We start from the raw sequence: 24,512 nt of genomic DNA on the forward strand, positions 1-24,512 counted from the left end.
GCGATGGCTTACTTGATCGGACAAGATCTTGGCCTCTGCTTCGTGGCCGACCGGGCCGTTGCGCTCGACCTGCGGAGCGGACGCTACCGAGGCGTGGGTCCTCGGCGCGCCATGGCGCTCAAGAACGCCATGGAGTCCGGCGAAGGCCAGATGCTCATGGGTGAACTGCGCGCCGCCGGCTTGATCGGCATGGAGGAGTCCGTCACCGCTGAACCGGTGCCGTGGACAGCGCCCAAGCGCAGCGCCAGTGAAGAACAAAGCTTCGCACGCCCCTCCCCGATCCTAGCCCTTGAGGTGGCGTGGGAGGTGACCCGCACCTGGATCACGCTCCACGTCAAACCCTTCTCGTGGATCGTGGCCCAGCGACGGAAGCTACGGCTCGCCGGTCCGTCGGACGTCGCCGTCTCGCCTGACCGAGTGAGGGAACTGGCGCAACAATTCCTCCGGGTTCGACGCCTTGCGCCGATCGACCCGATCTGCCTTCTCGACTCTCTGGCGCTTGCGGCCTTCCTGGCGCGCCGAGGCGTAGATGTCGACGTGGTGCTGGCGGTCGATCTCAACCCGTTCGAGGCCCATGCCTGGGTGCAGCGAGGCGACTGGGCGCTGAATGAGACGGCCCATCGTGCCGGCATGCTAACCCCGATCCTGGTGATCTGATGGCCTATCTGATCCTGACCTGGCCGGGGCGACCACGACCGGGGAGCTACGACGCGATCTTGGCCAAGGCCTCCGATCAGGGGCTCGTGGTGGCGCACTCTGGCCGCTGCTGGACGCTGCTCGCCGACGGCCGCGAGCGTGTGGGCGCCTTAGGGAATGAGGGCCTAGTCCTTGGCGATCTGTTCCGTCGAGATGGCCACCGCGCAGGTCTCGACCGGATCGGTTGGCCTCCCGGCACCGCGGTGGAAGCCATTGGAAGGGATTTGGCGCGGGAATTCTGGGGCCGATATCTCGTGCTGGCCGCGGGCGAGGATGGAGGCGACCTGCGGTTCTTTCGCGATCCGTCAGGCGGCGTCCCGTGCCTGCATGCCAGAAGCGACGGCTATGATGTCGTGGCATCCGATATGGCGGCCAGCCTTGGTCTTGGTCTCTTCCAGCCGGAGATCGACTGGGCCTATGTCGCGCACCATGTCGCCTACAATGGCGCTCGATCCCAAAGAACCGGACTCGTCGGAGTGAACGAGCTGCTTCCTGGGCAGGTACTCGTCGTTTCCGGACAGAACGTGGAGATCACCTCCTACTGGCGCCCGGCGGACGTGTTGCGGCACAAGCCCTTCTCGGAGCCTCGACAAGCCGCTGAAGCCCTGTTCTCGGCGATCGAGCGCACGGTCGGCGCCCTCGCTGGCGTGGAATCCTCAATCGTCATCGAGCTTTCGGGAGGCATGGACTCGTCGATCATCGCCATGGCCCTGCGTCGCCGCGCTCGCACGTTTGCGGTCAACTGCGCGACCCAAGGACCCGAGGGGGACGAGCGCCGCTATGCGCGGCAGGTCGCCGATGCTGCGGGCTTTCCTTTGACCGAGCACGAACTGAACCCTGCGGACATCGATTTCACGCGACTGCCGGCGCCGTGGATGGCGCGGCCAGGCCGCACGACGGTGCTTCAGTCCGTGGATGCGGTGTTTGGCGAGGAAGGGCGGCGCGTCGCGGCCAGCGCCTTCTTCAACGGTACAGGCGGTGACAGCATCTTTTTCTACACCCAGTCCGCCGCGCCGGCCACCGACCGGCTGTTCGCTGAGGGTCCAGGGATGGGCTTCTTCGAGACGGTCGGGGACGTGGCTGATCTGACCGGCGCCAGCGTTTGGCGGGCGGGGTACGCCGCCATCAAACTCGCCCTAAAGGGCCGATCAGCCTACCAGCCCTCGGGTCACCCGGAGCTCATCGCGGAACGCTACCGGCCAGACGAGCCCGAGCCTCACCCTTGGCTCGAAGGGCTTGAGAAGGCCTCGCCTGGCCGGTTGCGACACATCCGAGGGATCGTCGCTGTCCATGGACATGTCGACGGTCACGATCGTAATCAGGTCGCCCCCGTCATCGCCGCCCACGCCGGTCAGCTCGTCCTCGAAGCTGTTCTCAAGACGCCGACCTGGATGTGGGTCGCCCAAGGGCGGGATCGCGCCATCGCACGGGAAGCCTATGCGGGCCTGCTTCCGCGGGACATCTATAACCGGCGATCCAAGGGGCGCATCAACCGCTTCATCACCGAGGCCTACGAGGCGAACCGATCGGTGATCCGAACGGTCCTGCATGATGGTGTCCTGGCGCGGCATGGGGTCATCAACCTGACCGCCGTCGACAAAATCCTGGCCGCGCCCCTTGTGCTCGACGACACTGCGTTCATGGGGCTGATCCGTCTCGTCGATGTCGAGCTATGGGCTCAGGGCTGGACACGGGCGATCGCCTGACTGGCGTCGCGGCGAGCCTTCATCTCTCGCCATCGCGCATACTGATCGGCTTTTTTCGGATCCGGATCGCTCTCCTCGAGGAGCCAGAACCGGAACCAGTCGAGGTTGCGCTGGTAGGTCGACAGCTTGTGCGCGGGCTGGGTCTTGTTGTGCGGTTCGTTGGGGAACACGTAAAGCTCCACCGGTGTCGTCGTCTGCGCCAGGCGCGCGAAGAGCTCGAAGCTGAGCCGATACTCCTGTTCAGGCAGTTGCATGAGCAGGGGCGCGTGGAGGCTGTCGGCGTTCATGGCGGGCGAAAGCAGCTTCCACCGCTGTGGTGTGTCCTCGGGCGCGCCAAGACCCCAGCTCTTGGCCAGGACGGCGTGATTGTCGCGACCAGGCGCCCCGTTCAGCCAGTAGTAGGCGGGCTCGATCTGGGTCGAGGCGATGGCCGTCGCCGCGAGGAGGTCGGTGTGGATCGCCACCCACATGGTCACTTCGCTGCCGAAGCTAAAGCCGCCCATCCCGACCTTGCGCGGATCGATGACCCCTTCATGGTCGAGCATGGCGATGGCCGACGAGATTGCTGACGTCGCCAGGCGGTAGTCCGCGGCTGCGTCATAACCCTCACCCGGCGGAGAGACCTTGTTGATGCAGAGGCTCGCGATCCCGGCCTGGGCGAGCAGGGCGAAAGGGTATTCGTCGCCGACACCGCCCCGAAGATACCCTTCGCACAGGTAGTAGTTGATGAAGAGCGGCGCGCGGCGCCCGGTCCGGCGAGGAGGTTCGAAGAACTGGCCGGTGACGTGGGTCCCGTCGGCAGTCATCCAGGAGAGCACGCGCGGCGCTACAGGCGGCTTGAGGCGCAGGGTCGCGTTGGGTTCGGCCAATGCGCGGTTTGCGCCGGTCTCGAGATTGATCGCGACCAGTCGAGGGGGCTGCTCTGGCGATTGCTCGACGCAGACCGCTTCGCTGACAGCGAGCGCGCAGGGCGTTGATGGCTCCCCGCCGCTCAGGAGGCCGGGGCTTTGGATCAATCGCTGAACCCGCTTCTGCGTCAGATCCCAAAGGTAGAGGGATTGGCGGCGGGCGGGATCGCCCATCGCGACGACCAACTGGTCGTGGCCGGGACGCCAGGCAGCCCAAATGGCTCGCCCCAACGGCCAGTTGTGAGGCGCCGACATCGGCGATTGATCTGCCCCCCGCACTGTCAGCGTTCCCGCCTTGATTTCGAAGGTCGCGCGAGGCGGCGGAAGCGCAGCGCTGTCGGCGGGGGACGTGTGGTCAAGCGCCACCGATTTGGTTGTCAGCGGCGTGGACGCCAGGAGGCCGGCGCGCTGAAACCACTTTCCCGTCAGCCGCTGGGCGGCCAGTCGGCCGTTGATCTCCACGGCCTCGAACAGGTTCTGCGCCGGGTCGACGGAAGCGTCTATTCTAACGCCCGCGTCGCGCGAGGCTCTTTCCGCAGCCAGAATGTCCGCGCGCGTCGCCCCGACCTCATAGGTCAGCCCCGAGCCATCGGCGTTGACGGAGATGGAAACGACGTCGGCGGCGTCCTTGGTTACGGCCTGGGGGACCCGGCCGTCGATCGATGCACGCCAGACTTGGACCTCGCCGTCTATCAGCGCGCGGTAGAACAGGCCTAGCCCATCGGCCGACCATTGCGCGGGTTCACCGTTTAGGGTGCCAGCATGCGTCCAGAGCGCCTGGCCACCATCCCCGATCAATCGAGGTCTGGCAGGGCCATGCAGGTCAGCAACCCACCAGGAAAGGTCCTTGCTGTTGCGATCCAGAGACGAGGCCTGTTGCCGAAAGGCGACCTGGCGACCATCCGGCGACAGGCTCAGGCTTGAGATGTCAACGATCTGCACCAGGTCTCGGATCGACACCTCGTCCCGAACGGGGGCCGCGGTGACCGCGACCCCCACGGCGAGCAGCGCCCACCTCACCATGACTTGGTCAACTGCACTGCGATGGCCCGGCCGATCGGGCTGGCATTGTCGCTGTCGAACCCGATGCCCGACGCCGAGGTTCTGAGATTGGCGAACGGCGGATCGCGGTCGAACAGGTTGCTGATCGCGATCGAGGCCTTGAGGTCCTTGTACGGGCCCTGTTGCTGATCGAAGCGGTATCCGAGGTTCAGGTCGATCGTCGTCCAGGCATTGATGTGCGTGTTCGGCGTCACGGTCTGGTTGGTGTAGCCGTCCGTGAAATTGGCGAAGGCGGCGAGATCGAAGTTTCCCCTGGTCCAGCCGGCGCGCGCCCGGGCGCGCAACCTGACTGGATTGCCGACGGTGCCAACGGTCTGCGCGCGCGGCGACAGCGCCGTGACAGCCTGCTTGACGTTCAGCACGTAGGTGGCCGCCAGCCCCAAGGAAATCTGCCCGATCGAGGTCTCGCGGCGGTAGTCGACGTCGATGTCGACACCGTCTTCGTTGACGATCGCCAAGTTCTGGACACGTGCGTCGACGATGACCTTCACGTCGGACGCGGGGATGTTGAACGGGTTCGAGAAGTACGGGCTGGCGTAGTAGTTGGCCACGACGTTGGCCGCGGGCGCGTCGGTGAGCAGGGCCGCATAGATCGGCCGGCTGATCAGGGCGTTGTAGATGTCGCCATTGATGCTGGCGATCCGGTCCCGATAGCGCACGTCGAAATAGGTCGCGGTCAGCTTCAGCCCCGGCGCCAAGGACGGCTTCCATTCGGCGGTCGTCGTCCAGGTTTTCGCGCGCTCGGGGCCAATGCCCGGCATGTTGCCGATCAGGGCGAGCACGACCGTGCTACCGGTCGGCGAGTTCGGATCGCTCAGCGGCGCGGGTTGGTAGAGCGTCGAGGACAGGCCTTGGCGCTGATCATTGAAACTCGGCGCCCGGAACGACGTGCCGTAGGCGGACTTCACGACCAGGCCTTCAACCGGCGACCAGTTCAAGCCGATCTTGGGATTTTGGGTGGTGCCGAAGTCGCTGTACCGCTCGATGCGGCCGGCGATCGAAAGGTCCAGCCGCCGTACGCCTGGAAGGGCATTGTCCTCACTGACCAGCGGCGCGAGCATTTCGGCGTAAGCCGCGTCGATGCGCCGGGGGCCGGGAAGGTCCAGCGGGCTCCTGACCGGCGCGGGCGTGCTCACATAGTTGTAGCTCGCGAACCGATAGCGCTCATCCCGGTGTTCCACACCGACGGCCAGACGCACCGTCCCGGCGGGAAGGTTGAAGAGCGGGCCATCGGCCTTGAAATCCGCCGACCAAGCTTCAAAAGCGCCCTTGTTCGAGGCGAACCCCCTCACCTGATCGATGGTGGCGGGATTAGTCGAGCCGGCGTCGCCGAACAGATTGTAAGCGGTCGCCGGATTGGTGTCGGCGATCGCGAGCCCGAGCCGGTAGGTGTTGAGGTAGTTCTTGGTGAGCGTGGCTTCGGCCTGGCGACCATAGCTGGCGCTCGCGGACAGGGTCCAGGGACCGATCCGGTGACGAACGCCGGCCAGGCCGTCATAAGCCCGCACATGGCCGTTGTAGACCTGCGCTCCGAGATCACGCACGAAGCTGTATTGCACGCGTACGGGCTGGCCTGTGCCGATCGGGTCCACGTAGAAGGGGTTAGCGCTGGTCACCGTCACCGCGCTTTGCGAGCCGGTCGAGGATCTCACCGAGAAGCGCCGGTCGGCCACGAGGACGCGAGAGAACACTTCCGTGTTCGAACCGATTTGCTGCTCGGCGTTGATGTAAAGCGCTTGGCGGGTCTGTCTGGGCAGCAGGTCGGTGTCGAGGCGACTGTCTTCCCGATTGGTGACGCCACGCAGGAGTTGCGACGGCCGCAAGCCGACCCCGTTTTGGCCGGCGGGAATGGCGAAGGTTTGCCCGCCCGCGATGATCGTGCCGGGGCTTGCGTAGATCGAGCGATAGTCCGCCCCGCCGAGCGCACGCAGGTCCGAGTTCGCGTAGGCGCGCTTGGACGAGGCGAGCGCATCGCGGCGCGCGACCTCATAGCCCAACACTAAGCTGCCGCTGCCCCAGCGCTTCCCGGCCAGAAGTCCGAACAGGCCCTCCTCGGCGCCGCCCTTGGCCCCGCCGACGCGCACCTGGGTGGATAGGCCGTCGAAATGATCGCGGAAGACGACGTTGACGACGCCGGCCACGGCGTCGGAGCCATAAAGGGCCGACGCACCATCGGCGAGCACCTCGATGCGATCGACCGCCAGCGCCGGGACCAGCGACAGGTCGGCGAAGACCCCGGTCCGGCCGCCCATGGGAGGGCGCGAGCCATCAAGTAGAACGAGTGTCGAACTCGCCCCGAGACCGCGTAGGTTCACGCCAGCTCCGAACGCCAGGTTGGCCCCGCTGCCGTTCCGCCCCGTGCCGACAACCGTACCTTCGTTGGGACCGCCGCCGTAGTTCTGCGGTAGCGATTGGATGATTTGCTGGGTGGTGGCGTAGCCGCTGGCTTCGATGTCGCGGCGGGTGATCGAAATCAGATTGGAGCCTACGGGACCTGCTCCACGGATCCGCGTGCCGGTGACGACGAGTTCCGACAGGGTGTCAGCGTCGCCGGCCTGGGGCTCCCCCGAGGCCGACGTGGTCGCCTCCGCGTCGGCGGGCTGGACCACGAGGTTGACGCCGACCGAGACGAGTTTCAGCCCAGAGCCCGACAGCAGGGCCGCATAGGCCTGGTCTGCCGTGTAGCGACCCTTCAGCGCCGGGGCGGTCTTGCCACGGGCGAGGCTGGTGGAGACGACGATCGGCCGGCCGCTGATGCGGGCGACCTCCGACAGGGCGGTGGCGAGCGGCTGGGCCTTCAGGTCGTAAGCTTGGTGCTCGGCCTGGAGCAGCGGTGGCGCGGCCAGAGCCGGCGCGGCGGCGGTGAGGACGACGGCGGCGACCGTGGCCATCAGGCCGCGGCGGAAAACGGAAGCGTGGCGATACATGAGGGCCCCCAGAACCCGGACCGCGCCTGTCGCGGTCGTTCGGGGGGCTTTGACGAGCTAGGTGCGCGTCACCTGAAGAAAAACTTTCATCGGAGTGTCGCGTGACCGTCAGGCGTCGGTGCGGGTCAGGATCAGGTCGCCGGCCGGAGCGCTGGACACGGTCAGACCCAGGGCGGCTGCCAGGGCTCGGGCCAGGCCGTCGGGATCGGTCACCTTGAGACCGCCGCTGACCTGCAGGCGGGCAAGCGCCGGGTCGGCCAGCCGGATCTTGCGGGCGCCATAGCGGTTGGCCTCGGCGATGACCTGGCCCAGCGGCGCGCCGTCGAACACCAGAAGGCCGGTCGGCCACTGGCGATCGCGCATCGGCGCCGGCATGGCCTCGCCCTGGCGACCGCCGGTCAGGATCAGGCGCTGGCCAGACTCGATCCGCGTCCGGGTCGGCCGCAGCATCCCGCGGCTTTCGGCCTGCACCGCGCCGCGCAGCGCGGAGATCTCGACGGCCTTGCCGTCCTGCCGGTTCAGGTCGAAGGCGGCGTGCTCGGCGATCACCCGGGCGCCGTCTGCTTCGATGTCGAGCGGGCGTTCTGACTCGACCCGTACTCGACCGCGCTCCAGCATCAGATGCGTGCGGGAGCCCCTGGTCGAGGCGGTCAGAACGGTGTCGGTGTCGAGCACCACGGTGAGGTCGGGGGCCAGATCGAGGGTGCGGATCTGCCCGGGCGCGGAGACGTATCGCTCGGCCGGCGTGGCGCTTGGAGCGGGCGCGCGGAGCGTCTGGGAGATCGCGATGGCGCCCAGGACGAGACCGGCGGCGGCCGTCCACCACACCGCCGGCGCGGGTCCCCGGCGCGAGGCGCTGGTGCGCAGGCGCAGGGCCGATAGCCTGGAGTGGCCCAAGATCTCCGACTCGTTGAAGCGCTGGACCAGTCGATCGTAGGTCGCCTGGCGCTGCGGATTGGCCCGCCAGGCGTCGAACTCCGCGCGCGCGGCCTCAGCGCCGGGCCCGCGCATGCGCGCGAACCAGCTGGCCGCTTCCTGGCGAAGGTGCTCGTCGTGCCCCACAGTCATCCGGTGATCTTAAGGCCGGCCGAGGTGGCGGTCGATGGCGGCGATCGCCGCGATCATGTACTTCTCGATGGAGCTGACGCTGAGGCCCATGTCGCGCGCGATCTCCGCATAGGGCTGTTCGTCGACGCGATGGCGCAGGTAGATTTCGCGCTCCTTCGGTTTCAGTTTCAGGACCGCGGCCTCGTGTCGCTCAAGCAATTGGCGGGCCTCGAGCATCAGGTGCGGATCGCCGTCGTTGGCCGCGTGAAGTTCGGGTTCCAGGACGGCGTGGGTGCGTTCGCGATGACCCGAGACGCTCTTGGCGCGGTCGCGAAGCAGGTTGCGGGCGATCCTGGCGAGATAGGCTTCAGGTTTCTGCAACGGCCGGCGGTCGGCCGCGCGCGTCAGCCTCAGGAAGGCCTCCTGGGTCAGGTCCAGGGCGTCTTCCCGGTTCGTCCGGCGACTGAGGAAGCGCATCAGGGCGGGCGCCTTGCGGCGGAAGAGCGCGTCGAGCTGGCGGCGGGTGTCGGTCTCGGCCTCGCCCAGGACCGGGTCGATCGTATCCATCGTCATCGGCGCAGGATCCCGCACCGATAATCGTCTGTCCGAAGTCTGCTCTCTGTTCGCCTAGTCACGTCCGCCTCCAGGAGAGGCGTCGGATCCGGCGGGGCCGGTTCCCTGAGACCAAGCTTGAGTGTGGAGCGGCCGTCATCGACGGCGCCGCCGGCGCAGCACACCGGTCGCGCCGGGGCGGAGCCGAACGCGAAGCGGTTGGTTCAAGCGAGGTTCTCACGCCTCGACGCCGCGCTTTCAGCGGCGTGGGTCGAGTCTAGAACGCGGTTCGGTCAGATGGCAAGGCGGGGGCGGCGGCGCCGACGGAGCGGCAAGCGGCTGGTTCGACCGTTGCAGGCCAGGTCGGCATGGGTTCAACTTCACCTTCGAGCCACCGTAGTCCCCGATCACATGGTCCAATCATTGTCCCGACCGACCGAGGCCACGCTGAAGCGCCTCTTCGCCATGTCGGGAAATCGCTGCGCCTTTCCCCGTTGCTCCACGCCGCTCGTGGAGGGCGACATTATGATCGGCGAGGTCTGCCACATCCGGGCGGCCAGCACTGGCGGACCGCGCTTTGACCCCCTGCAGAGCCCTGACGAGCGGCATGGGTCGGCCAATCTCATTCTCTTGTGTGCCAACCATCACACCGTGATCGACGACGACCTGATCGCCTACCCGGTCGACCGCTTGCTGGCGATGAAGGCCGATCACGAGCGGGGAACCCGGCTTCTGGATGACGAAACCGTGGCGCGGGCGGCGGCGGTGTTCTCGGTCGGACAGTCGGGTGGCATTACTGCCCACACCGTGACCGTCCACAACGCCACCTTCACCGCTGGCCAGGGCGCCGGGGTGCTGGCGCTGGCGGAGTTGTCCAGGACGCTGCTGGCGCCGGAGCTTGGGCGCATCCTTGCCCATCAGATCCATGCCCTGGATCGGGCGGCTGCCAATTTCGTGTCGGTCTCCTGCGGGCGCGAGGCGCTCGCCGACCATTGGGACATCTTCCGGCCGAGGCGACCGTCTCTCTATCCCGGTGCGAGCCAAGTTCGCGACCTGCCAGCTGAGGAGCTGGCCCTGCTGGCGGAATTCTATTCGCAGCTGGAGGACATCGAGGCCATGCTGGGCGGCTGGCGTCAGACCGGCGAGCCCTGGGACGTCAACGCCTGGAACGTCCTGATGCAGAAGACGGGCGCGTCGGTGACCGCCGGGGTCGCGGCCTCCGACCGGTTCTGCGCCGATCGCCTCTATGATCCCGTCGCCCCGGTGCTGGGCACGCTGGCCACCAGGGCTGAACACAGCCTGTCGAACATGAGACAGGGCTTGCAGGCCCATATCGACCGCTACCAGTCCGGCAAGGGGCTCTCGCCCCTGCCGCGCGGGCCACGCTATGCGCCGGCCGGCTGGGACCCCGCGCCAGATCCTGTCGATGTCGAGGGGCGATTGCGCGCGGCCTGGTGGGACTTCTTGAACGCCCGCCTTCCCTTGCGCGACCTACCCGTGGTGGTCAGCCTCCCCAGGGTGCTGGTCCACCTGACCCCGAAGGCGGCGATCCTCGATGGCGCGACCCTGGACCATGTGGCGGTCGACGGCGCGCGCGAGGTCCTGCAGCTGCCTGGGGTCGTCGGACGCGGCCAGAACACGCGCGTGTGGTGGGCGCATGGCGCCAGCGCCGGTGTCGGGATGGCCCTGCCCGAAACCACCTGGACCTCCTGCGTCTACCGATCGGGCGTGGTGGAGTGGGAGCTCAATCTTGGCGGACGCGGGAGCGAAGGCGCGCCGGCGACCGTGCCCCTGGACCTGGCCGAGGCGCTGATCGTCGACGCCCTTGATCGGGGGCTAGCCTTCTTGCGGACGCTGGGCCTGAACGGGCCGGTGCTGGGTACGGCGGTGCTCTACGGCATGGACCTGGCCCAGGTGGTCCTGACCGATCGACCCGGCCAGCGCTTCGCCGCCCAGAGCTTTCCCTGCCCTGCCGTCCTGCTTCCAGACGTCGCGGCCGGGGCGGCCGACCATCTCAAGCCGATCTTCGACTGGCTGTGGCTGGAGGCGGGCGCGCCGCTGGGGTCCCCGAACTTCGCCGCTGGTCGCTGGCGTGGTGCTCACACGCAGGGTCCGGGGAACGCGAGCGCCGCGCCGGGGCGTCGGCGACAGCCGGATGTTGAGAACACGTGAACCCGTGCGTCGGCGCCTTTAGCCCCGAGGGCTTGGACATGCGCGCCGGCCATCCGGCCATGGTGACAATCAGGTCCCGGCGCTTCGGCTCAGGGTCGTTATGTCGCAGGGCGCAACTATGGTCGCAATGGCGGGGGCGGCATTACCCGAGAAATCGGGGTAAGCAGGCGCGGCGAGAGGTTACGAGCCCAGCAGGCCCGCCAGCGCCGGCAGGAAGGGCGTGAGCACGGTCATATGGTCGGCCGCGGCGGTCACGAACCTCTGGTAGGCCGACAGGAAACCCGGTTGGCCCTGTGAGGCCTTCATCTCGCGCGTCAGGGCGATTAGCTGCTCTCGGGCGGCGGCGTCCTTGATCCCGGTGACAGCGTCCTCGATCTCGGCGAAGAGCTGGCTCTCGCCGGCGATGGTGTTGGTCGAGCTGTCCTGGGAGCCCTGGTTCAGGCGGGCGCCAGTTCCGGTGATGTCGCCGGTATTGAGGTTGCCGCCGTTCATCGCGCCGATATTGATGGTCATGGTCGCCGCTCGCTTTTGCTCGTCCGTCGTGAAGTTCAGTTCCGATCCGACCACCCCATTGGCCTCCAGCGCCATCGCCCAATCCAGGACGATGTCGCGGACGCGATCGACGACGCCGAAGGCGACGCTGCGGTGGACCTGCAGGCCCATAACCGGCAGGTTCATGGGAAGTGACATCTGCTGGTTTAACCGGGCGATCAGGTCTGGCGAGTAACGGAAGAACAGCGGGCCCGCGCCCTTTGTCAGCTCTTCGAGGCTGCTGATCGACTGGGTGACTGGCCACAAGCTGATCGACTCAATCACCCGAGGCGGCGCGCTGATGGGCATGTAGTCGCCGCGCACCGGATTTTGCGCCACTGGCGCGCCCCGGATGATCCTGTAGTCGGGATAGGCCTGACCTGGGCCGGTGTAGCCGCCCAACTCCTGCTCGGCCCAGGCCACGCCCTCCTGTAGCTGCAGCTTAAACGCGGCCAGCTTCACCTTGCGCAGCAACTGCGAGATCGGGGTCGCCTGGTCGAGGGCCTCGCGCTGCATCTGTTGGACCAAGCTGGCCATCGGGTCTCCGGATCGGCGGCCGGGCTCGGCCCGGCGGCGGGGTGGAAGGTGGCACGCGGCGGCGGGACTTGAACCCGCGACCTCCCTGCCCATAGTCTGGGGTGTCACCGCCCAACCTATGTCGAAAACAGGGGCTCTATCCTGGCTGAGCTACGCCGCGTCAGGTGAAGGGCTAGTCGTCGTCGACGTCGGACTTCACGAGTTTGAGTTTGGGCTTAGGCGCGCCCTTGCGGGCCGCCTTTGCCTTTTTGATCGCGCGGCGCTCCTCGATCTCGGCCAGCTTCTCCTCGGCGAAGGGCTGGGCCGCCTCGATCAGGCCGTCGAGATGGTAGACGTTGGTCTTGCTGCCGGTAGGGGTTTCGCGGCGCTCCTCGCGGCGGATCAGCCCCGCAGCCTCGAGTGCAGCGATGCGGCGCTGGACCGTGCGCGGATCGACGTTCATCGCCAGGGCGATCGTCCCCTTCGACGGGTAGGGCTTGCCGTCGGCGTTCCACCATTTGGACGCCAGATGCAGCAGGATGTTGACGTCCATGGCATCCAGGCCCAGCTGGCGCTGGTTCTCGATGATCACGCTGGGGAACACCGTCCAGCCGGCGTCCATCAGCGGCTTGGACCACTTCTTCTCGTTGGTGCGCAGGTCCGCTTCGGCGGACGGGCTCTTGTCCTTGGCGCTCATCGCTTCGGCTCCGTTTTCTTGAAACCGATATGAGCCCGAGATGGGCAGTTCGCAACTTAGAGGGGGAGGCGCTGGTGTCTCCCGCCTCTCGGGATCTGGGATAATACGACAGGGAATGTGGGCCTGAGGAGGGATGCAGGTTGACCGGCATCCTACATAGTCAGGCGCCAGAGTCCCCCGCCCGGGCGACACCAGGGCCTGGGGCGTGGGAGGCAGCAAGGTCGCCCGCGGGAGGCGCTAGCGCCCTGGGGGCATCGGAAATAGGCCCCCAAGTCCGCTGTGCGCACCGATTTAGACCCAATTTTCGGGGGCGTCGCCAGCACATTTGGCCGAGTTGAACTAAGGCTCGGGCGCTGCGCCCTGATCGGTTGCGGCTCGCCAGGGGCTCGCCTTTGCAGCGCAGCTATCGCCATACTGCGAATCGAGCGCGCCGCGGACGAACCGGCGCCGGTCTTTGGGGAGAACGGGGTGTATCTTGCTGAGCTTCGGATCCGAAATTTCCGCAAGCTCAAGGATGTGGCGCTTGAGTTCCAGCCGGGCCTAAACATCCTGGTGGGGCCCAACAACACAGGCAAGACCGCCGTGGTCGACGCGTTGCGCGCCTTGTTGGGCGGGATCGACGAGCCCTATCCGCGGATGACCACGGAGGACATTCATCGCCCCAAGGTCGGGGCGGCCGACGGCGACATCCTCTTCGAATACGTCTTCGCCAACCTGGATCTGGATGACGAGTCCGAGTTCATGCCCGCCATCCGGCCGGGCCGGGACGGCGCCATGCGCGCGCATTTCTCGGTCAGTTATGGCTCGGCCGACAAGACCGGGCGGCTGCAGGCCAAACGCTGGTGCGGCGAGCACAAGGAGAACGGACTGACCACGGAGATGGCCGATCATCTGCGCGGGGTCTATCTGCCAGCCCTGCGCTACGCCTCCCAGGGCCTCAAGCCCAGCCGGGGCAGCCAATTGGCCCGACTGCTGCACATTCTGGCTGATGACGACGGCCGCGCCGGCATCAATGACGCCTTGGTCGAGTTGGACACGGCGCTGAGGAAGCATCCGCCGATCCTCCAGACCCAGGCCGCCATCGCCGGCCGCCACGCCACGATGCTGGGCGAGCAGCTGGCCCAGGTGTTGGAAATCGGCCTCAGCGTCAGCGACTTCCAACGCCTCGCCGCGCGGCTTTCGATCTCGGTCGACGCGCTGGAACTCGATCAGAACGGTCTGGGCTTCAACAATCTGATCTTCATGGCCGTGGTGCTCAGCGAGATGGCCAGGAACACCGACGCGGCGTTCCGAGGTCTGATCATCGAGGAGCCCGAAGCCCACCTGCATCCCCAGCTGCAGGCGGTGCTCTTGCGCTATCTCACCGACATCCAGACCGCAGTGGAGGGCGAAAAGGCGGTTCAGATTTTCGTCACGAGCCATTCGCCCAACTTCGCCAGCATTGCCGAGCTGAAGACCTTGATCTGCCTGGTCGATCGCGGCGGCTTCGTCGAGCCCTTCCTTCCGAGGCGGGTGAACTTCGGCAAGGGAAAGCGCGAGAAGCTGGAGCGCTACCTCGACGTGACCCGCGCCGAAATCTTCTTCGCTCGTCGGATCATCTTCGTGGAGGGCGCGGCCGAGCTGATGCTGGTCAATGTCCTGGCCCAGAAGGCGGGCTTCAAGCTGCGTGATCATGGTGTCAGCGTCATCAGCGTGGAGGGGCTCAACTTCGACTGCTTCTTGCCCTTGTTCGGCGAACAGGCGCTGCGCGTGCCCGTCGCGATCGTCACGGACGCCGATCCCGTCGACGCCGACGGCGCGGCGCTCTATCCGGCCGTCGGTGACGCCGTAACCGTGTCGGCCAACACCGCCAAGATGCTGCAGAGCCAGGACGGTCTTGTGAAAATCTGCCATGGCCTGAAGACGCTCGAGTACGATCTGGCGCTGGAGCCTGAAAATGTCGCGACGATGCTGGCGGCGTTGACGGACATCCATCCGGGCATCGGGGCGGACCTGACCAAGACCGTGACGGCGCGGGACCCTGGCCAAGCGCGCGCAGAGGCGCTCTTCCGCGGCATGTTTGAGCGCCCACAGAACAACGTGCAGAAAGGCCGCTTCGGCCAAGCCCTGGCCCAGGCGTTCTTGGGCGAGGGCGCGACCTGCGCCGTTCCACAATATATCCGCGACGCCATCGAGCATGTTTGCCAGGTCGAGGTTGGATGACTGGGCTTTCAGGCGAGCAGCAAGCCGTCCTCACCGCCGACCTGCAGAGCTTGGCCGTTCTGGCCTGCGCTGGAAGCGGGAAGACCCGCACGGCCGTGCATCGGCTGCTGGAAGTGCGACGCCGGTTAGAACGGCCCCGGGGACGCGTGGCCCTGTTGTCCTTTTCAAACGTGGCGGTCGACACCTTCCGCAAGGACTACGCGGCCCTCTGCCAGGCCCGATCGATCTCGGCGCTGGGCCGCGTCGACATCGACACGATCGACGCCTTCATCACCGCCAATATCCTACGCCCACACGCCTATCGAGTGATGCAAGCACCACGGGCGGCCTTCCTGGTCAGCGGCTCGGAGCCGTTCCTGAAAGGCTTCACCCTCCCGCCGCCGGCCAAGGGCGCGCCGCCGATCAGCGTCAAGGACATCCACGTCAAGGTCGTGGGCCGTCAGTTCGTGTTCTATCTGGACCACTTCGGACATCAGCAGGAGCTCGATCGGACCGAGGCGAAGGCGCTGGTCGAACGGCTCGGGCGGGTCGGCGGTTACACCCACGAACTTGGCCGCTATTGGTGCTGCCGGGCCCTCGTGCAGGAGAAGCGACTGCGCGAGGTCTTCGCTCATCGCTACCCGCAGATCCTGGTCGACGAGGCCCAGGACATCGGCTCGGCTCAGCAGACGGTGCTGACCGCCTTGAGCACGGCGGGATCGGTTATCACCCTGATCGGCGATCCCAATCAGGGGATCTACGACTATGCCGGCGCCGACGGCGCGTACTTGAGGGGGCACAGCGCCAAACCCTACGCCTTGTCGACAAACTACCGATCGATCCCGGCCATCACCGCCGTTGCCCAGGCCTTGAGCGGGGTCGCCGGCGGCACCGATCGTGCGGGGCGACCGGCGCCATTCGGCGCCTACGCTGTCGCCTGCGATCCCGATCAGCTCGACCTTGTCATCGAGCAGTTTCGGCAGGCCGTGGAAACGAGCGGTCTGGACCCGGCCAAAAGCGCAGTCCTGTGCCGGGCCAGCAAGCTGGCCAACACCTTGTCGGGGGACACCGCGTCGGTCGGCGCCGGTGCGGTCCGGCTGATGGCGGCGGCGGCCACCGCGCGCGACGGCGTCGGCGACGTCCATCGCGCCTTCAAGCTGGCGGCGGAGGCCTTGGAGCAGTCGCTGCTCGATGATGCGCCCAGGGGCTTGGCGGTCCAGCTGTCCGACCCGGCGCGGCACGCTGATCTGCGCCCGGTTCGGCGCTTGGTATGGAAGTTCGCCCGATCACCGGTGGATGGCCTTCCCGGGGCAAGCTTGCAAGCCAACACTGAGTGGATCGTGCGCCTGCGCGAGGTGGTCGAGGCGCTGCTGGCCCAGATCGAAGCGGTAAGCGGGCTCAAAGCCGCCCCGAACTTGGCTATGCGGCTGGCGGCCAAGGCTCTGCCTGCCGCGCCGGTATCGACGCTCCGGCCCGCCGCCGCCAGGGCCCTTCGAGTCGACACGGTCCACGGCGCGAAGGGGGAGAGCCTCGACGCGGTGCTCTACATTGTCACGAAGGCTCACCTGGACGCGTTGCTCGCGGGCGTGGGAACCGAGGATGGAAGGATCGGCTATGTCGCCGTGACCCGGCCACGCGACCTCCTGTGGGTGGGCGTCCCTCAGAAGATCCTTCCGACCTATCGGGCAGCCCTAACGGCGGTCGGACTGCTTCCGCTGCCCGACGCGGGGACGCCCGTCCGGGCTTGATCGGATCGGGCGCGCGTGCGCCACTGGGATCTTCGACTTCAATGATGTGGCGCGCACCTTGGCCAGACTCCTGCTGCCTCTCAGCGACTACAATCGCGTTTACCAGGTGGTCCACGGCGTGATCCGCGACCTCGGCACGGCCGAACGGTCCTGCATCCATTTCGCCACCATGGGCGCGTACCTACTGAACAAGCATTACAAGGTTCCGGCTCGGGTCGTCGCCGGCGCCTTTGGCCTGTGCGTGAACGGCGGCGCTATACCCGACGTTGCGTTCTTCGGCCGTCAGGACGCGGGTTTGCTAAGTTCCGATGGGTCCGGATTCCACATGTGGATTCAAACTGAGACCCATCTGATCGACTTCATGGCCCCGATCTTCCCCGAGGCCTTCGCCGAGCACGGGGCCACCTTCGGGACGCCGCGCAAGATGCTCCAACGCCCGCTGGCCGAGGAAGCGGCGGCGCTCGCCAACCTGGCCACGCCCGGGGACTTCTACGCCATGCCCAATCTGGACCTGACGCAGGAACTGGCCGACGAGTTCTTCGACCGGGTGGTGAACGGGGACCTGATGAAAGTCGCCGACGCCTGGTTCGGCAAGCGCACCGGAAAGCAGAAGCCGTCGATCATGATGGGCGACAGCCACGGGCCGCCGATCCGCCTTTCTCTGCCTAGCACGATCGCGACCGGCGCCTGGTAGCGCGCGGCAGCGCCCGCGACGGCGCTTCGGTGACAGTTCCCTCGCGTTCACGCCCGCTCTGAGAACCGCTCGAAGGCGGTGAGGCGCCTGGGGGTGAGGCCTGGATCGTAGCCGTAGATCTCCTGGGTCAGGAAGAGTAGCTCGGCCTCGCGGTCGGAGTCGGCGACGTCGGTGAACCAGGCCTTGGGGCCGGCGGCCTCCTCGCCGTTCCAGCGGTAGCCGCGGGCCTTGAGCTTGTCCTTCATTTCGAAGGGCGAGCGTTCGGCGACGATCCGCCAGGCGGGCGCGCGGGCGGCTTCCAGCAGGTGGGCCAGGGCGGTGCGGCCGTCCTGGAGGGGGCGACCGAGGATTTCCAGCCCGGCCAGGCAGTCGTTCTCGGCCCGGTGGCCGTCGAAGAAGAAGCCGGCCTGGCCGGCGAGGTAAGAAAGCTTCGTCCCCTCGAACCCCTGCCCTTTCCAATCGACCTGGCTCATCGAGCAGGCCCAGCCCTTGTGCTTGAAGGCCTCGGACAGGCGTTCGGCGAACAGCCGGTCGAAAGCGGCGTTGTGGGCGATGATGATCACCGCCGAGGCGATGAAGGCGGCGACTTCGCCGGGATCGATCGCCTGGCCTTCGACCATGGCGTCGGTGATGCCGGTGATCTTGGTGATTTCCGGCGGGATGGGCTTGGATGGCTGGTTCAGGGCCACGAACGGGGCGTGGACGGCGCACAGGCGGCCCTCCGGATCATAGTCGAACGGCACCATGGCCAGCTCGAGGATCTCGTCCTTGCGGCCGTCCGTGCCTGTGGTCTCGGTGTCCAGATAGACGCCGCGCTTGAGCGTAGAGGGGGCGTCCGCCGGATGCAGGGTGCAGGTCTCGAACCGGCGCAGCAGGCGGTAGCGGCCGCTGGCTTCGAGCTGAGCGGCCATGGCCTCCAGGGTGGCGAGGTCGGGTTGATCTGGAGGGGGCGGCGCGGCGTCAGGCATGGGCGTCCGGGAGAATCGTCGGGTCATCCTGCCATACCGGCGGGGTTAAAGCGTGCGGCGCCGCCAACCAGGAGTTTAGACTTAGCTGTGTAGACGGCTGGTCCAACTCGAGTTGATGGATGGGAGGGAGCTTCGATGGCCGATATCGAGAAGGTGACGGACCTGACCAGCGACAAGTTGCTGGGCTATTTCGAGTCGATGAGATCCTGCTTCTACGTGAAGCTGGGCATGCTCACCTGGCTCGAGGGCGGCAATCTGGAAAAGCACCGGGCCCTTTCGGACGCGGCGTCATCGGTTGCCCTGGAACTGGGCGACAAGACCGCAGCTCGGACGATGGCGACAATCCAGGACAAGGTCGTCGAGAATTTGAAGGAAGACGCGGTCACGGCCTTGCTCGTCGCCGGATGGTCGGTGTTCGAGCTGGTCATCAAGGACCTGACGGCGCCGGACTATGCGACGCAGTCAACGATGCTGTCGCTGGACTTCCACAACGGCATTCTGGGCTTCACGCTCGCCGAGCGCGAAGAGATCACGCTCTTCTATCACCTGCGCAACGCCGTCGTGCACTACAACGGGGCCTATCATGCCTACAGGGTCGTGGACGCCACCTACGATGGCCAGCACTTCAAATCCGTCGGCCATTTCGGCGAGAAGATCGAGATGACGCTGGGTCTTGTGGTCAAGATCGTCAACGACTTGGAGAAGTACGCCATGAAGGCATGGGCCCACCTAGGCAGGCCCTAGGGTTTGGTCCACCTGGTCTTGGCCGGCGGGCTAGTCGCGCTTCAGCAGACCGCTGGACCGGCGCAGCACCTGGTCCAGGACGGCGAACAGCGTGGGCAGCACGATGGCGAACAGCCCGATCCACACCGCCGGCTTGACGGGAGCCAGGGCCGGAAAAGCCCGCACCACCTCGCCCACGGGAAGCCCGTCGAACCGGAAGCCGCCAGCCGCGAAGAACACGAGCCCGACGATCAGGCTGAAAGCGATGTTGGAAAGCACGGTGCGGCGCATGGTCCAACTCTAGCCTGTCGATCGGCTTTGGCTAGCCGGGCCGGCGCCGCCGAGCGTCCATGCGAGGTTGTGGCCTGCTGGCGATAGCCGTCATTGACCGTTGGCCACCGCCCGAAGGGTCTCAAGAAGCGACTCCGGAACTCTGAGCGCCACAGCCGGCGTGGCCGCGAGGATCAGGCGGGCATGGTCGGCGCTGGTCTCGACCTTGGCGGCGGCGGCCAGGATGGCCGGGCCATGCAGCCTTGGATTTTTGAGGGCGAAGGCGCCGCTCTCCACCCGTCTGCGCCAGAGGTCGGCCGAGGCCTTGCCGATCTGAGGCCCGACCACCTCGATGAAGGCGCTGACCTGGAGCCATTCCTGAACCCTCAGGCAGGCGGCGAGCAGCAGGTTCTCGTCCGGGAACGGGTCGGGGCCGAACAACACCGACAGCGCCGGAACCAACCCGTGCTCTTCGGCCACGCGGATCTCGAGTTCTCCAGGTCGCAGGGCCACGAAGGGGGTCAGAACGGCCGTGGCCGGATCGGCGGCCAGGCGTGTTCCCAGGTGCTCAAGGACGTCCCAGCGGCCTTCGGCTGCCGCGCGCATGGCGAACGAGGTCACCGCCACGCGGCCGGCGATGAACTGCGCCTTTTCCGATAGGTCCAGGACGAACGCCGCCCAAGGCGGCTCGGCGACGATGGCCGTCACCCGCTCCTCGGCCGCTGTGGGAAGCGCCACCTTGGCGGCGGTGTCTCGGCAATAGGGCGACAAGAGATCCAGGAAGGTCTCCAGATCGACCTGGCCGATGGCGTAGGACAGCGACTCGCGCAGTTCCATGCCTTCGAAATAGGGAGACACACCGTTCGCGCGGTGCTCGTCCAGGCGCGACTTGGCGCCCAGGTCGACCGCCAGGACCCGCTCGACCTGGCGCATCTGGTACCAGAGCAGCAGGGGCGTGATCCGGATTCCCGGCCAGGGTGGTGCGGGGATCGGCCCGCTGGCCACGCCATGGTCGGGGATATTCTGCGCGACGCCGCAGAGCATGCTCCACACCCACGCGGCCGCGCCGGCTACGCCGCGGAGCCGGTACTGCTTTTCGGGATCTTCGGGGTCGACTGTCTCGATCAGTTCGACGGCCCGCATGAGGCTCTTGCCCGCCGACACGGCTTGACCGAGGCGCAGCTGGACCACGGCGAGGTCGGCGTGCAGGGCGCCGGCCATGTCCCGCAAGGTCGGGCCGCGTTCGGCCGTGAGAGCCGCTTCGGAGAAGCGCATGGCAGCCAGCGGCAGGTCTCCGTCCTTGGCAGCGCCAACCGCCAGATCGCGCAGGATGTGGAAGCGTTCGACGACATCGGCGTCGACGGTCTGGGTCAGCACCTTCTCGAGAATCGGGGCGGCCTGGGCATGGTCGCCCGAGCGGATCATCAGCTTGGTGCGCTCTCGCTGAAGGCGGGGATGATCGGGGAAGCGTGGCTCGGCCGCGTCGAGAAGCGCCAGGGCCGCCTGAGGCTGTCTGGCATACTCGGCCAGCAGCACGACCCGGCTGCAGATGCACTCGACCACCAGGTCGGGCGCGTTCCAACTTTCGGCCATCGCCTGCAAGGTTTCGTAGCGTTCAGCGATCTTGGCCGGCGCGAAGCTCTCCAGATTCGATTCATGCACCCAGGCGGGTTGGACCAGACTGCGAAGGCCCGTGGACGGGTCGGCGAAGGCGGCCAAATAGTGGGCTCGCACCTGCGGAAGGGCCGTGTCCAGGACCCCAAAAATACCCTCCAACTCGCCGACCGACTCGACGTGGTGGGCGCGCCATAGGAACAGCATCTGGGCCTGGTCGTCGACGGGCGGCGTGCGACCGGCTTCGGGCGCATCGGCCACCGCCGTGCCCTCGAACCCTCTCACCAGGTCGAACCACTCCGCCACCGGCATTGGGTTGCCGGGTATCATGAGAACCGAATTGATGGCCGCCTTCCGGAACGGAGCGGCCTTGGCCTCCGGAGCGCCTTCCAGCTCCGCCAGGCAGCGGCGGTAGACCGCGAGAGCTTGAGCCGGCGGGCCGCCGCGCGCACAGAGTTTCAGCTGCGCCATCCGAACGAGCCACGAGACACGCGGTTTGTCGGGCAGGATCAGCCTGTTGAGGGTCAGGAACCGCAGGCCCAGGAGATGATCGGCGAGGATCCCTTGAGTTTCCCAGTTCGCCATGATCACGGCCGTCGCCAGGCCGGAAAGGGCTTCAGGGTCTTTGGCGATCAAGGCCGAGATCATCAGCTGGTCCAGCGTGCGCGGATCCAGGGGCCTGCGGCTGACCAGATCTCGGCTGACCGCGGCGTGAACGGCCAGGAGTTCGGCTCCCGACAGGGCGTTGGCGCCGCTCTGGGCCACCAGCGGCGAGACCCGCATGCGGTCTTGGCCCCGCCGTTCCACCCAGGGACCCAGCAGGATGTCCAGGGCCTCGCCGGGCAAGCTGATCTCCGGGGCGACGGCGGCGGTGGCCAGGGCAAGGCGACGGTCGAACCCGAGGCTGGGCACGGAGAGGCGATAGAGCAAGATCTTGGCGTGATCGGGCAGCTCGCGCACCAGGCGGGCGTGGATGGACGCCCGTTCGGCTTCGACGTCGTCGGTCGACGCACCCAGGCCCAGTCGGTCGTTCAGGTCCGCCGCCGGCCACCCCCGGCGCTTGAGGCCCTGGATGCGCGCGGCCACGAACTGGGGCTGTCCACCGCCGCAATAGAGGTGCGTGGGTGTGGCCCAGAGCTCGGGGGTGCCGCCTTCACGTGCGACATAGGCGGCCACGTCCGCTTCGGTGAAGTATGGCGCTTCGCGCACCGGATCACCGCCAGGGGCGAGCTGCTGAGCCAGGGTCGGCGGGGGCGGATTGTAGGCCGTCACCACCACACCGCCGTCGGCCAGTTGTGCTGCGTGCGCCAGACGGCGCAACGCCATGGCCGCGCGCGGGTCGAGGCCCGAGGGCAGGTCGTCGAGAATGAACCCGCCAAAATCAGGATCGAGCGTCAGGCGCTGGACCCGGCGCAGCCGGTCGGCGACCCGGTTCGACGCGGTCTTGGCGTCGAACTCGACCACCCACCAGCGACCATTGCGGCGGGCCGCCAGTTGCAGGGCCAGGCCCGTCTTGCCAAGGCCGCTGGCCCCTGTCAGCCAGAGGACGCCCGTGGCGGCCAGGCGCCGCGACAGGTCCTCGATCAGGTCCGCCCGCTCGACCACCAAGTCCTCGATGGGCAGCTCGCGCGCATCGATGGCGCCGTGGTCGGGTTCGACGGCCGGCGGCTGGCCCGTGCTCCATTGCGCGAGGGCTGCGTTGGAGACCCGCGAGGTGCCGGCCAGCTCGAGCAATTCATGGAGTTGGCCCCGGGTCACGGCGCGCTCGCCGTCCTGCGCGGCCAGGCGCATCAGATGCAGCACGACCCTGGGAGCGGCGTCGCGGCAGTCGCTGGGCGCAAGGCCAAAGCGCGCCCCGACATCGACCAGGGCTTCGGCGACAATGGTGTCCAGCGCGTCCAGGCGCGGCTCGCCGCAGGCGAAGCGGATCGGCTTTAGGAGCTTTTCGCGCACCTCTTCGTCGGAGGCCTTGGCCAGAAAATCCAGGAGATCGGGGTCAAGGTCGAGCGTGGCCAGAAGGCCGCGCAGCGGCGCGAGCGGTGCTTGCGCGGCGGCCTTTCGCCAGTAGTCCAGGCCCGGCGCGCCAAGGCCGAAAGGCGAACCCTGTTCGACGCCAGGCGGGGATGTCGTCAGGTAGATCATGTCCGTGGCGCGGCCGGGATTGGCCTTGGCCAGGCGCCAGAACCGGCTGAGCAGCGTGACCACGCCGCTCGATCGCAAGGTCACGGCGCCGGATCCCTCCGTGGACTTGACCTCGGCCCCGCTGAGCGCGTCGGCGGCGACCGTCATGTAGTCGCCGCCGCGCTCGACATGAAGGGTCGCGTCTGGTCCGAGGCGCGCCCAGGCCTGGGCCGTCGCGTAGAGCTGGTAAACATAGCCGCGAATGGCGTGCATGGCCTCGCGCGCCAGATCGACTTCGGGAATGCGCACCGGCTCGGGGTCTGCCACGCCGTTTCCTCTTCTCAAGCGAGCAAGGCTAGACCGAGTCGCCTTTGCGGGTCCTTTGGCGGACGCGCGCTTTTCCTGAGCGATCACTTGACGATGCTGGTCCGTCACTCGCGGACGTCGGCTTGCAGTGGCGGGCCAGCTGGGTCGGGCTTTTAGAGTTGGACTGACCGGGGCGGCCGCCAAGCCCCGAAATCGGCTGACCCGCAGTTGACTCTTCGCGCTGCTGGAATGAGAACATTTCACGAACACGGAGATTGCCATGCCGCCCCCACGCGTTGGACAGCGCGCGACCGCGCACGCCCCTAAACCCGAACGGATCATCAGCCGCATGACCGTCAAGCTGCGGCGCGTGCGCCAATACGGCGGCGCCGAGCCTGGCCGGACGCTGATGTTCACCTTCGAGGGCGGGACCCGGCGCGCCGAGCGCAGCCTCAATAGCTTCATCGACAAGGATCGCGTGCCCGAGTTCGAGGGCGAGGAGGCCTGGTTCGAGGTCGAGGAGGTCAGCGGCAAGCCTTGGGCCTTCTGGCGGGCGGTGAGACGGGTGGAGCCGCCGGGCGATGCCTGAACTGTCCGACCAGCAGCGGCGCCGGATGACCGAGCTTGACCCTCGGTTCGCCGCGCTGCGCCTGGTCGACGCCCTGGAACGGAAGATGGAGATCGTCTTTCGATGCACGGCCTGTGGGACCTCGCGCAGCTGGCGGCGCGACGTCATGCTGGGGCGGGCCCGGCCCTTGTTGGGCCTGACCATGGCGCAGATCCAGAAGCGCACCCCCTGCCCGCGCTGCGGCTATCGCATGCCCGCCATGGCGCCCAGCGGCGGCGTGCTCGAGCCAGGGGACTTGGCCGAGCAGTTCCGCTGGGAGGTGATCACCGCCCTGTCCGAGGCGGGCCTCAATCCCGCCGACTATGGCTATGGCTGGCGGCCGCCGGCGACGCGGGGCTGAGCCGGGATGGGCGAGGAGGGCTTGGGCCGCCGCGACGCTGGGCTCGTGGACGCCGGGCTTGTGGATGGGCAAAGGATCGGGATGATCGGTTGGCCGCCGGGTCCG

Annotated in this window: 18 protein-coding genes and 1 tRNA gene; 9 read left to right on the forward strand and 10 right to left on the reverse strand. The window is 67.2% G+C overall.

The genetic code is table 11. The annotated features are described in order from the left end of the window. Positions 1-12: 12 nt before the first annotated feature. Positions 13-657 (forward strand): lasso peptide biosynthesis B2 protein, encoded by a 645-nt coding sequence (locus CSW63_RS00115; RefSeq protein WP_246842005.1) that lies wholly within the window; start codon positions 13-15, stop codon positions 655-657. Then, positions 657-2,402, forward strand: coding sequence for an asparagine synthetase B family protein (locus CSW63_RS00120; protein ID WP_099504109.1), 1,746 nt, complete (start codon positions 657-659; stop codon positions 2,400-2,402). Before CSW63_RS00115 ends, CSW63_RS00120 begins: the two co-directional genes overlap by 1 nt. Here the strand turns inward: CSW63_RS00120 and CSW63_RS00125 are convergent. The 4 genes from CSW63_RS00125 to CSW63_RS00140 all read right to left on the reverse strand — a co-directional run bounded on the left by CSW63_RS00125 (position 2,375) and on the right by CSW63_RS00140 (position 8,919). Beyond that, complete coding sequence (locus CSW63_RS00125) at positions 2,375-4,333, reverse strand: Atxe2 family lasso peptide isopeptidase (RefSeq protein ID WP_099504111.1); 1,959 nt, start codon at positions 4,331-4,333, stop codon at positions 2,375-2,377. The two genes, CSW63_RS00120 and CSW63_RS00125, sit on opposite strands and share 28 nt — an antisense overlap. Continuing rightward, entirely contained in the window at positions 4,327-7,299 is a 2,973-nt protein-coding gene (locus tag CSW63_RS00130) for a TonB-dependent receptor (protein ID WP_099504113.1), read from the reverse strand. Before CSW63_RS00130 ends, CSW63_RS00125 begins: the two co-directional genes overlap by 7 nt. Before the next feature lie 108 nt (positions 7,300-7,407). Then, positions 7,408-8,367 (reverse strand): FecR domain-containing protein, encoded by a 960-nt coding sequence (locus CSW63_RS00135; protein ID WP_099504115.1) that lies wholly within the window; start codon positions 8,365-8,367, stop codon positions 7,408-7,410. A gap of 9 nt (positions 8,368-8,376) precedes the next feature. Continuing rightward, on the reverse strand, positions 8,377-8,919 hold the full coding sequence (locus CSW63_RS00140; protein WP_099504117.1) for an RNA polymerase sigma factor: 543 nt from the start codon (positions 8,917-8,919) through the stop codon (positions 8,377-8,379). Positions 8,920-9,423: 504 nt separating this feature from the next. Between CSW63_RS00140 and CSW63_RS00145 the strand changes: the two genes are divergently transcribed. Beyond that, positions 9,424-11,070, forward strand: coding sequence for an HNH endonuclease (locus tag CSW63_RS00145; RefSeq protein ID WP_127846910.1), 1,647 nt, complete (start codon positions 9,424-9,426; stop codon positions 11,068-11,070). Positions 11,071-11,250: 180 nt separating this feature from the next. Here the strand turns inward: CSW63_RS00145 and CSW63_RS00150 are convergent, their stop codons facing one another. The 3 genes from CSW63_RS00150 to CSW63_RS00160 all read right to left on the reverse strand — a co-directional run bounded on the left by CSW63_RS00150 (position 11,251) and on the right by CSW63_RS00160 (position 12,814). Next, positions 11,251-12,138, reverse strand: a complete 888-nt coding sequence (locus CSW63_RS00150) for a hypothetical protein (RefSeq protein WP_099504120.1) — start codon at positions 12,136-12,138, stop codon at positions 11,251-11,253. A 53-nt stretch (positions 12,139-12,191) separates the two neighbouring features. Further along, positions 12,192-12,298: transfer RNA gene (locus CSW63_RS00155), tRNA-Arg, on the reverse strand. Positions 12,299-12,310: 12 nt separating this feature from the next. Further along, positions 12,311-12,814: a helix-turn-helix domain-containing protein gene (locus CSW63_RS00160; RefSeq protein WP_099504122.1), complete on the reverse strand. Its 504-nt coding sequence runs from the start codon at positions 12,812-12,814 to the stop codon at positions 12,311-12,313. A gap of 468 nt (positions 12,815-13,282) precedes the next feature. Here CSW63_RS00160 and CSW63_RS00165 point away from each other — a divergent pair, with 468 nt between their 5' ends. From CSW63_RS00165 to CSW63_RS00175, 3 genes are read left to right on the forward strand one after another with little or no spacing between them, the layout of a single operon-like run. Next, positions 13,283-15,016 carry an ATP-dependent endonuclease gene (locus CSW63_RS00165; RefSeq protein ID WP_099504124.1) on the forward strand — a complete coding sequence of 578 codons (1,734 nt, stop codon included), beginning with the start codon at positions 13,283-13,285 and terminating at the stop codon, positions 15,014-15,016. Next, positions 15,013-16,743: a UvrD-helicase domain-containing protein gene (locus CSW63_RS00170; protein WP_099504126.1), complete on the forward strand. Its 1,731-nt coding sequence runs from the start codon at positions 15,013-15,015 to the stop codon at positions 16,741-16,743. The genes CSW63_RS00165 and CSW63_RS00170 overlap by 4 nt, the downstream gene beginning before the upstream one ends. Before the next feature lie 58 nt (positions 16,744-16,801). Beyond that, on the forward strand, positions 16,802-17,437 hold the full coding sequence (locus tag CSW63_RS00175; protein WP_168193562.1) for a DUF2026 family protein: 636 nt from the start codon (positions 16,802-16,804) through the stop codon (positions 17,435-17,437). 47 nt (positions 17,438-17,484) lie between these two features. On the opposite strand, the gene CSW63_RS00180 is transcribed toward CSW63_RS00175, so the two are convergent. After that, positions 17,485-18,405, reverse strand: coding sequence for a 3'-5' exonuclease (locus CSW63_RS00180; protein ID WP_099504130.1), 921 nt, complete (start codon positions 18,403-18,405; stop codon positions 17,485-17,487). A 135-nt stretch (positions 18,406-18,540) separates the two neighbouring features. On the opposite strand from CSW63_RS00180, the gene CSW63_RS00185 reads away from it, so the two are divergent. Then, positions 18,541-19,149, forward strand: a complete 609-nt coding sequence (locus tag CSW63_RS00185; RefSeq protein WP_099504132.1) for a hypothetical protein — start codon at positions 18,541-18,543, stop codon at positions 19,147-19,149. Positions 19,150-19,179: 30 nt separating this feature from the next. Here CSW63_RS00185 and CSW63_RS00190 read toward each other — a convergent pair whose 3' ends face one another. Next, on the reverse strand, positions 19,180-19,419 hold the full coding sequence (locus CSW63_RS00190) for a hypothetical protein (protein ID WP_099504134.1): 240 nt from the start codon (positions 19,417-19,419) through the stop codon (positions 19,180-19,182). A gap of 90 nt (positions 19,420-19,509) precedes the next feature. Then, complete coding sequence (locus tag CSW63_RS00195) at positions 19,510-23,460, reverse strand: ABC transporter ATP-binding protein (RefSeq protein WP_127846912.1); 3,951 nt, start codon at positions 23,458-23,460, stop codon at positions 19,510-19,512. Positions 23,461-23,719: 259 nt separating this feature from the next. Between CSW63_RS00195 and CSW63_RS00200 the strand changes: the two genes are divergently transcribed. Together CSW63_RS00200 and CSW63_RS00205 are read left to right on the forward strand one after the other, a co-directional pair. Then, positions 23,720-24,028: a hypothetical protein gene (locus CSW63_RS00200; RefSeq protein ID WP_127846913.1), complete on the forward strand. Its 309-nt coding sequence runs from the start codon at positions 23,720-23,722 to the stop codon at positions 24,026-24,028. After that, positions 24,021-24,407 carry a hypothetical protein gene (locus tag CSW63_RS00205; protein WP_099504140.1) on the forward strand — a complete coding sequence of 129 codons (387 nt, stop codon included), beginning with the start codon at positions 24,021-24,023 and terminating at the stop codon, positions 24,405-24,407. The genes CSW63_RS00200 and CSW63_RS00205 overlap by 8 nt, the downstream gene beginning before the upstream one ends. Positions 24,408-24,512 lie beyond the last annotated feature (105 nt).

The sequence above is a fragment of the Caulobacter sp. FWC26 genome (assembly GCF_002742645.2).
Classification (GTDB): domain Bacteria; phylum Pseudomonadota; class Alphaproteobacteria; order Caulobacterales; family Caulobacteraceae; genus Caulobacter.

Coding starts and splice junctions, on each gene's coding strand:
- CSW63_RS00185 (WP_099504132.1), top strand. CDS start 18,541: ATGGCCGATATCGAGAAGGTGACGGACCTGACCAGCGACAAGTTGCTG.
- CSW63_RS00160 (WP_099504122.1), bottom strand. CDS start 12,814: ATGAGCGCCAAGGACAAGAGCCCGTCCGCCGAAGCGGACCTGCGCACC.
- CSW63_RS00140 (WP_099504117.1), bottom strand. CDS start 8,919: ATGACGATGGATACGATCGACCCGGTCCTGGGCGAGGCCGAGACCGAC.
- CSW63_RS00190 (WP_099504134.1), bottom strand. CDS start 19,419: ATGCGCCGCACCGTGCTTTCCAACATCGCTTTCAGCCTGATCGTCGGG.
- CSW63_RS00120 (WP_099504109.1), top strand. CDS start 657: ATGGCCTATCTGATCCTGACCTGGCCGGGGCGACCACGACCGGGGAGC.
- CSW63_RS00135 (WP_099504115.1), bottom strand. CDS start 8,367: ATGACTGTGGGGCACGACGAGCACCTTCGCCAGGAAGCGGCCAGCTGG.
- CSW63_RS00205 (WP_099504140.1), top strand. CDS start 24,021: ATGCCTGAACTGTCCGACCAGCAGCGGCGCCGGATGACCGAGCTTGAC.
- CSW63_RS00150 (WP_099504120.1), bottom strand. CDS start 12,138: ATGGCCAGCTTGGTCCAACAGATGCAGCGCGAGGCCCTCGACCAGGCG.
- CSW63_RS00130 (WP_099504113.1), bottom strand. CDS start 7,299: ATGTATCGCCACGCTTCCGTTTTCCGCCGCGGCCTGATGGCCACGGTC.
- CSW63_RS00125 (WP_099504111.1), bottom strand. CDS start 4,333: ATGGTGAGGTGGGCGCTGCTCGCCGTGGGGGTCGCGGTCACCGCGGCC.
- CSW63_RS00145 (WP_127846910.1), top strand. CDS start 9,424: ATGATCGGCGAGGTCTGCCACATCCGGGCGGCCAGCACTGGCGGACCG.
- CSW63_RS00200 (WP_127846913.1), top strand. CDS start 23,720: ATGCCGCCCCCACGCGTTGGACAGCGCGCGACCGCGCACGCCCCTAAA.
- CSW63_RS00180 (WP_099504130.1), bottom strand. CDS start 18,405: ATGCCTGACGCCGCGCCGCCCCCTCCAGATCAACCCGACCTCGCCACC.
- CSW63_RS00170 (WP_099504126.1), top strand. CDS start 15,013: ATGACTGGGCTTTCAGGCGAGCAGCAAGCCGTCCTCACCGCCGACCTG.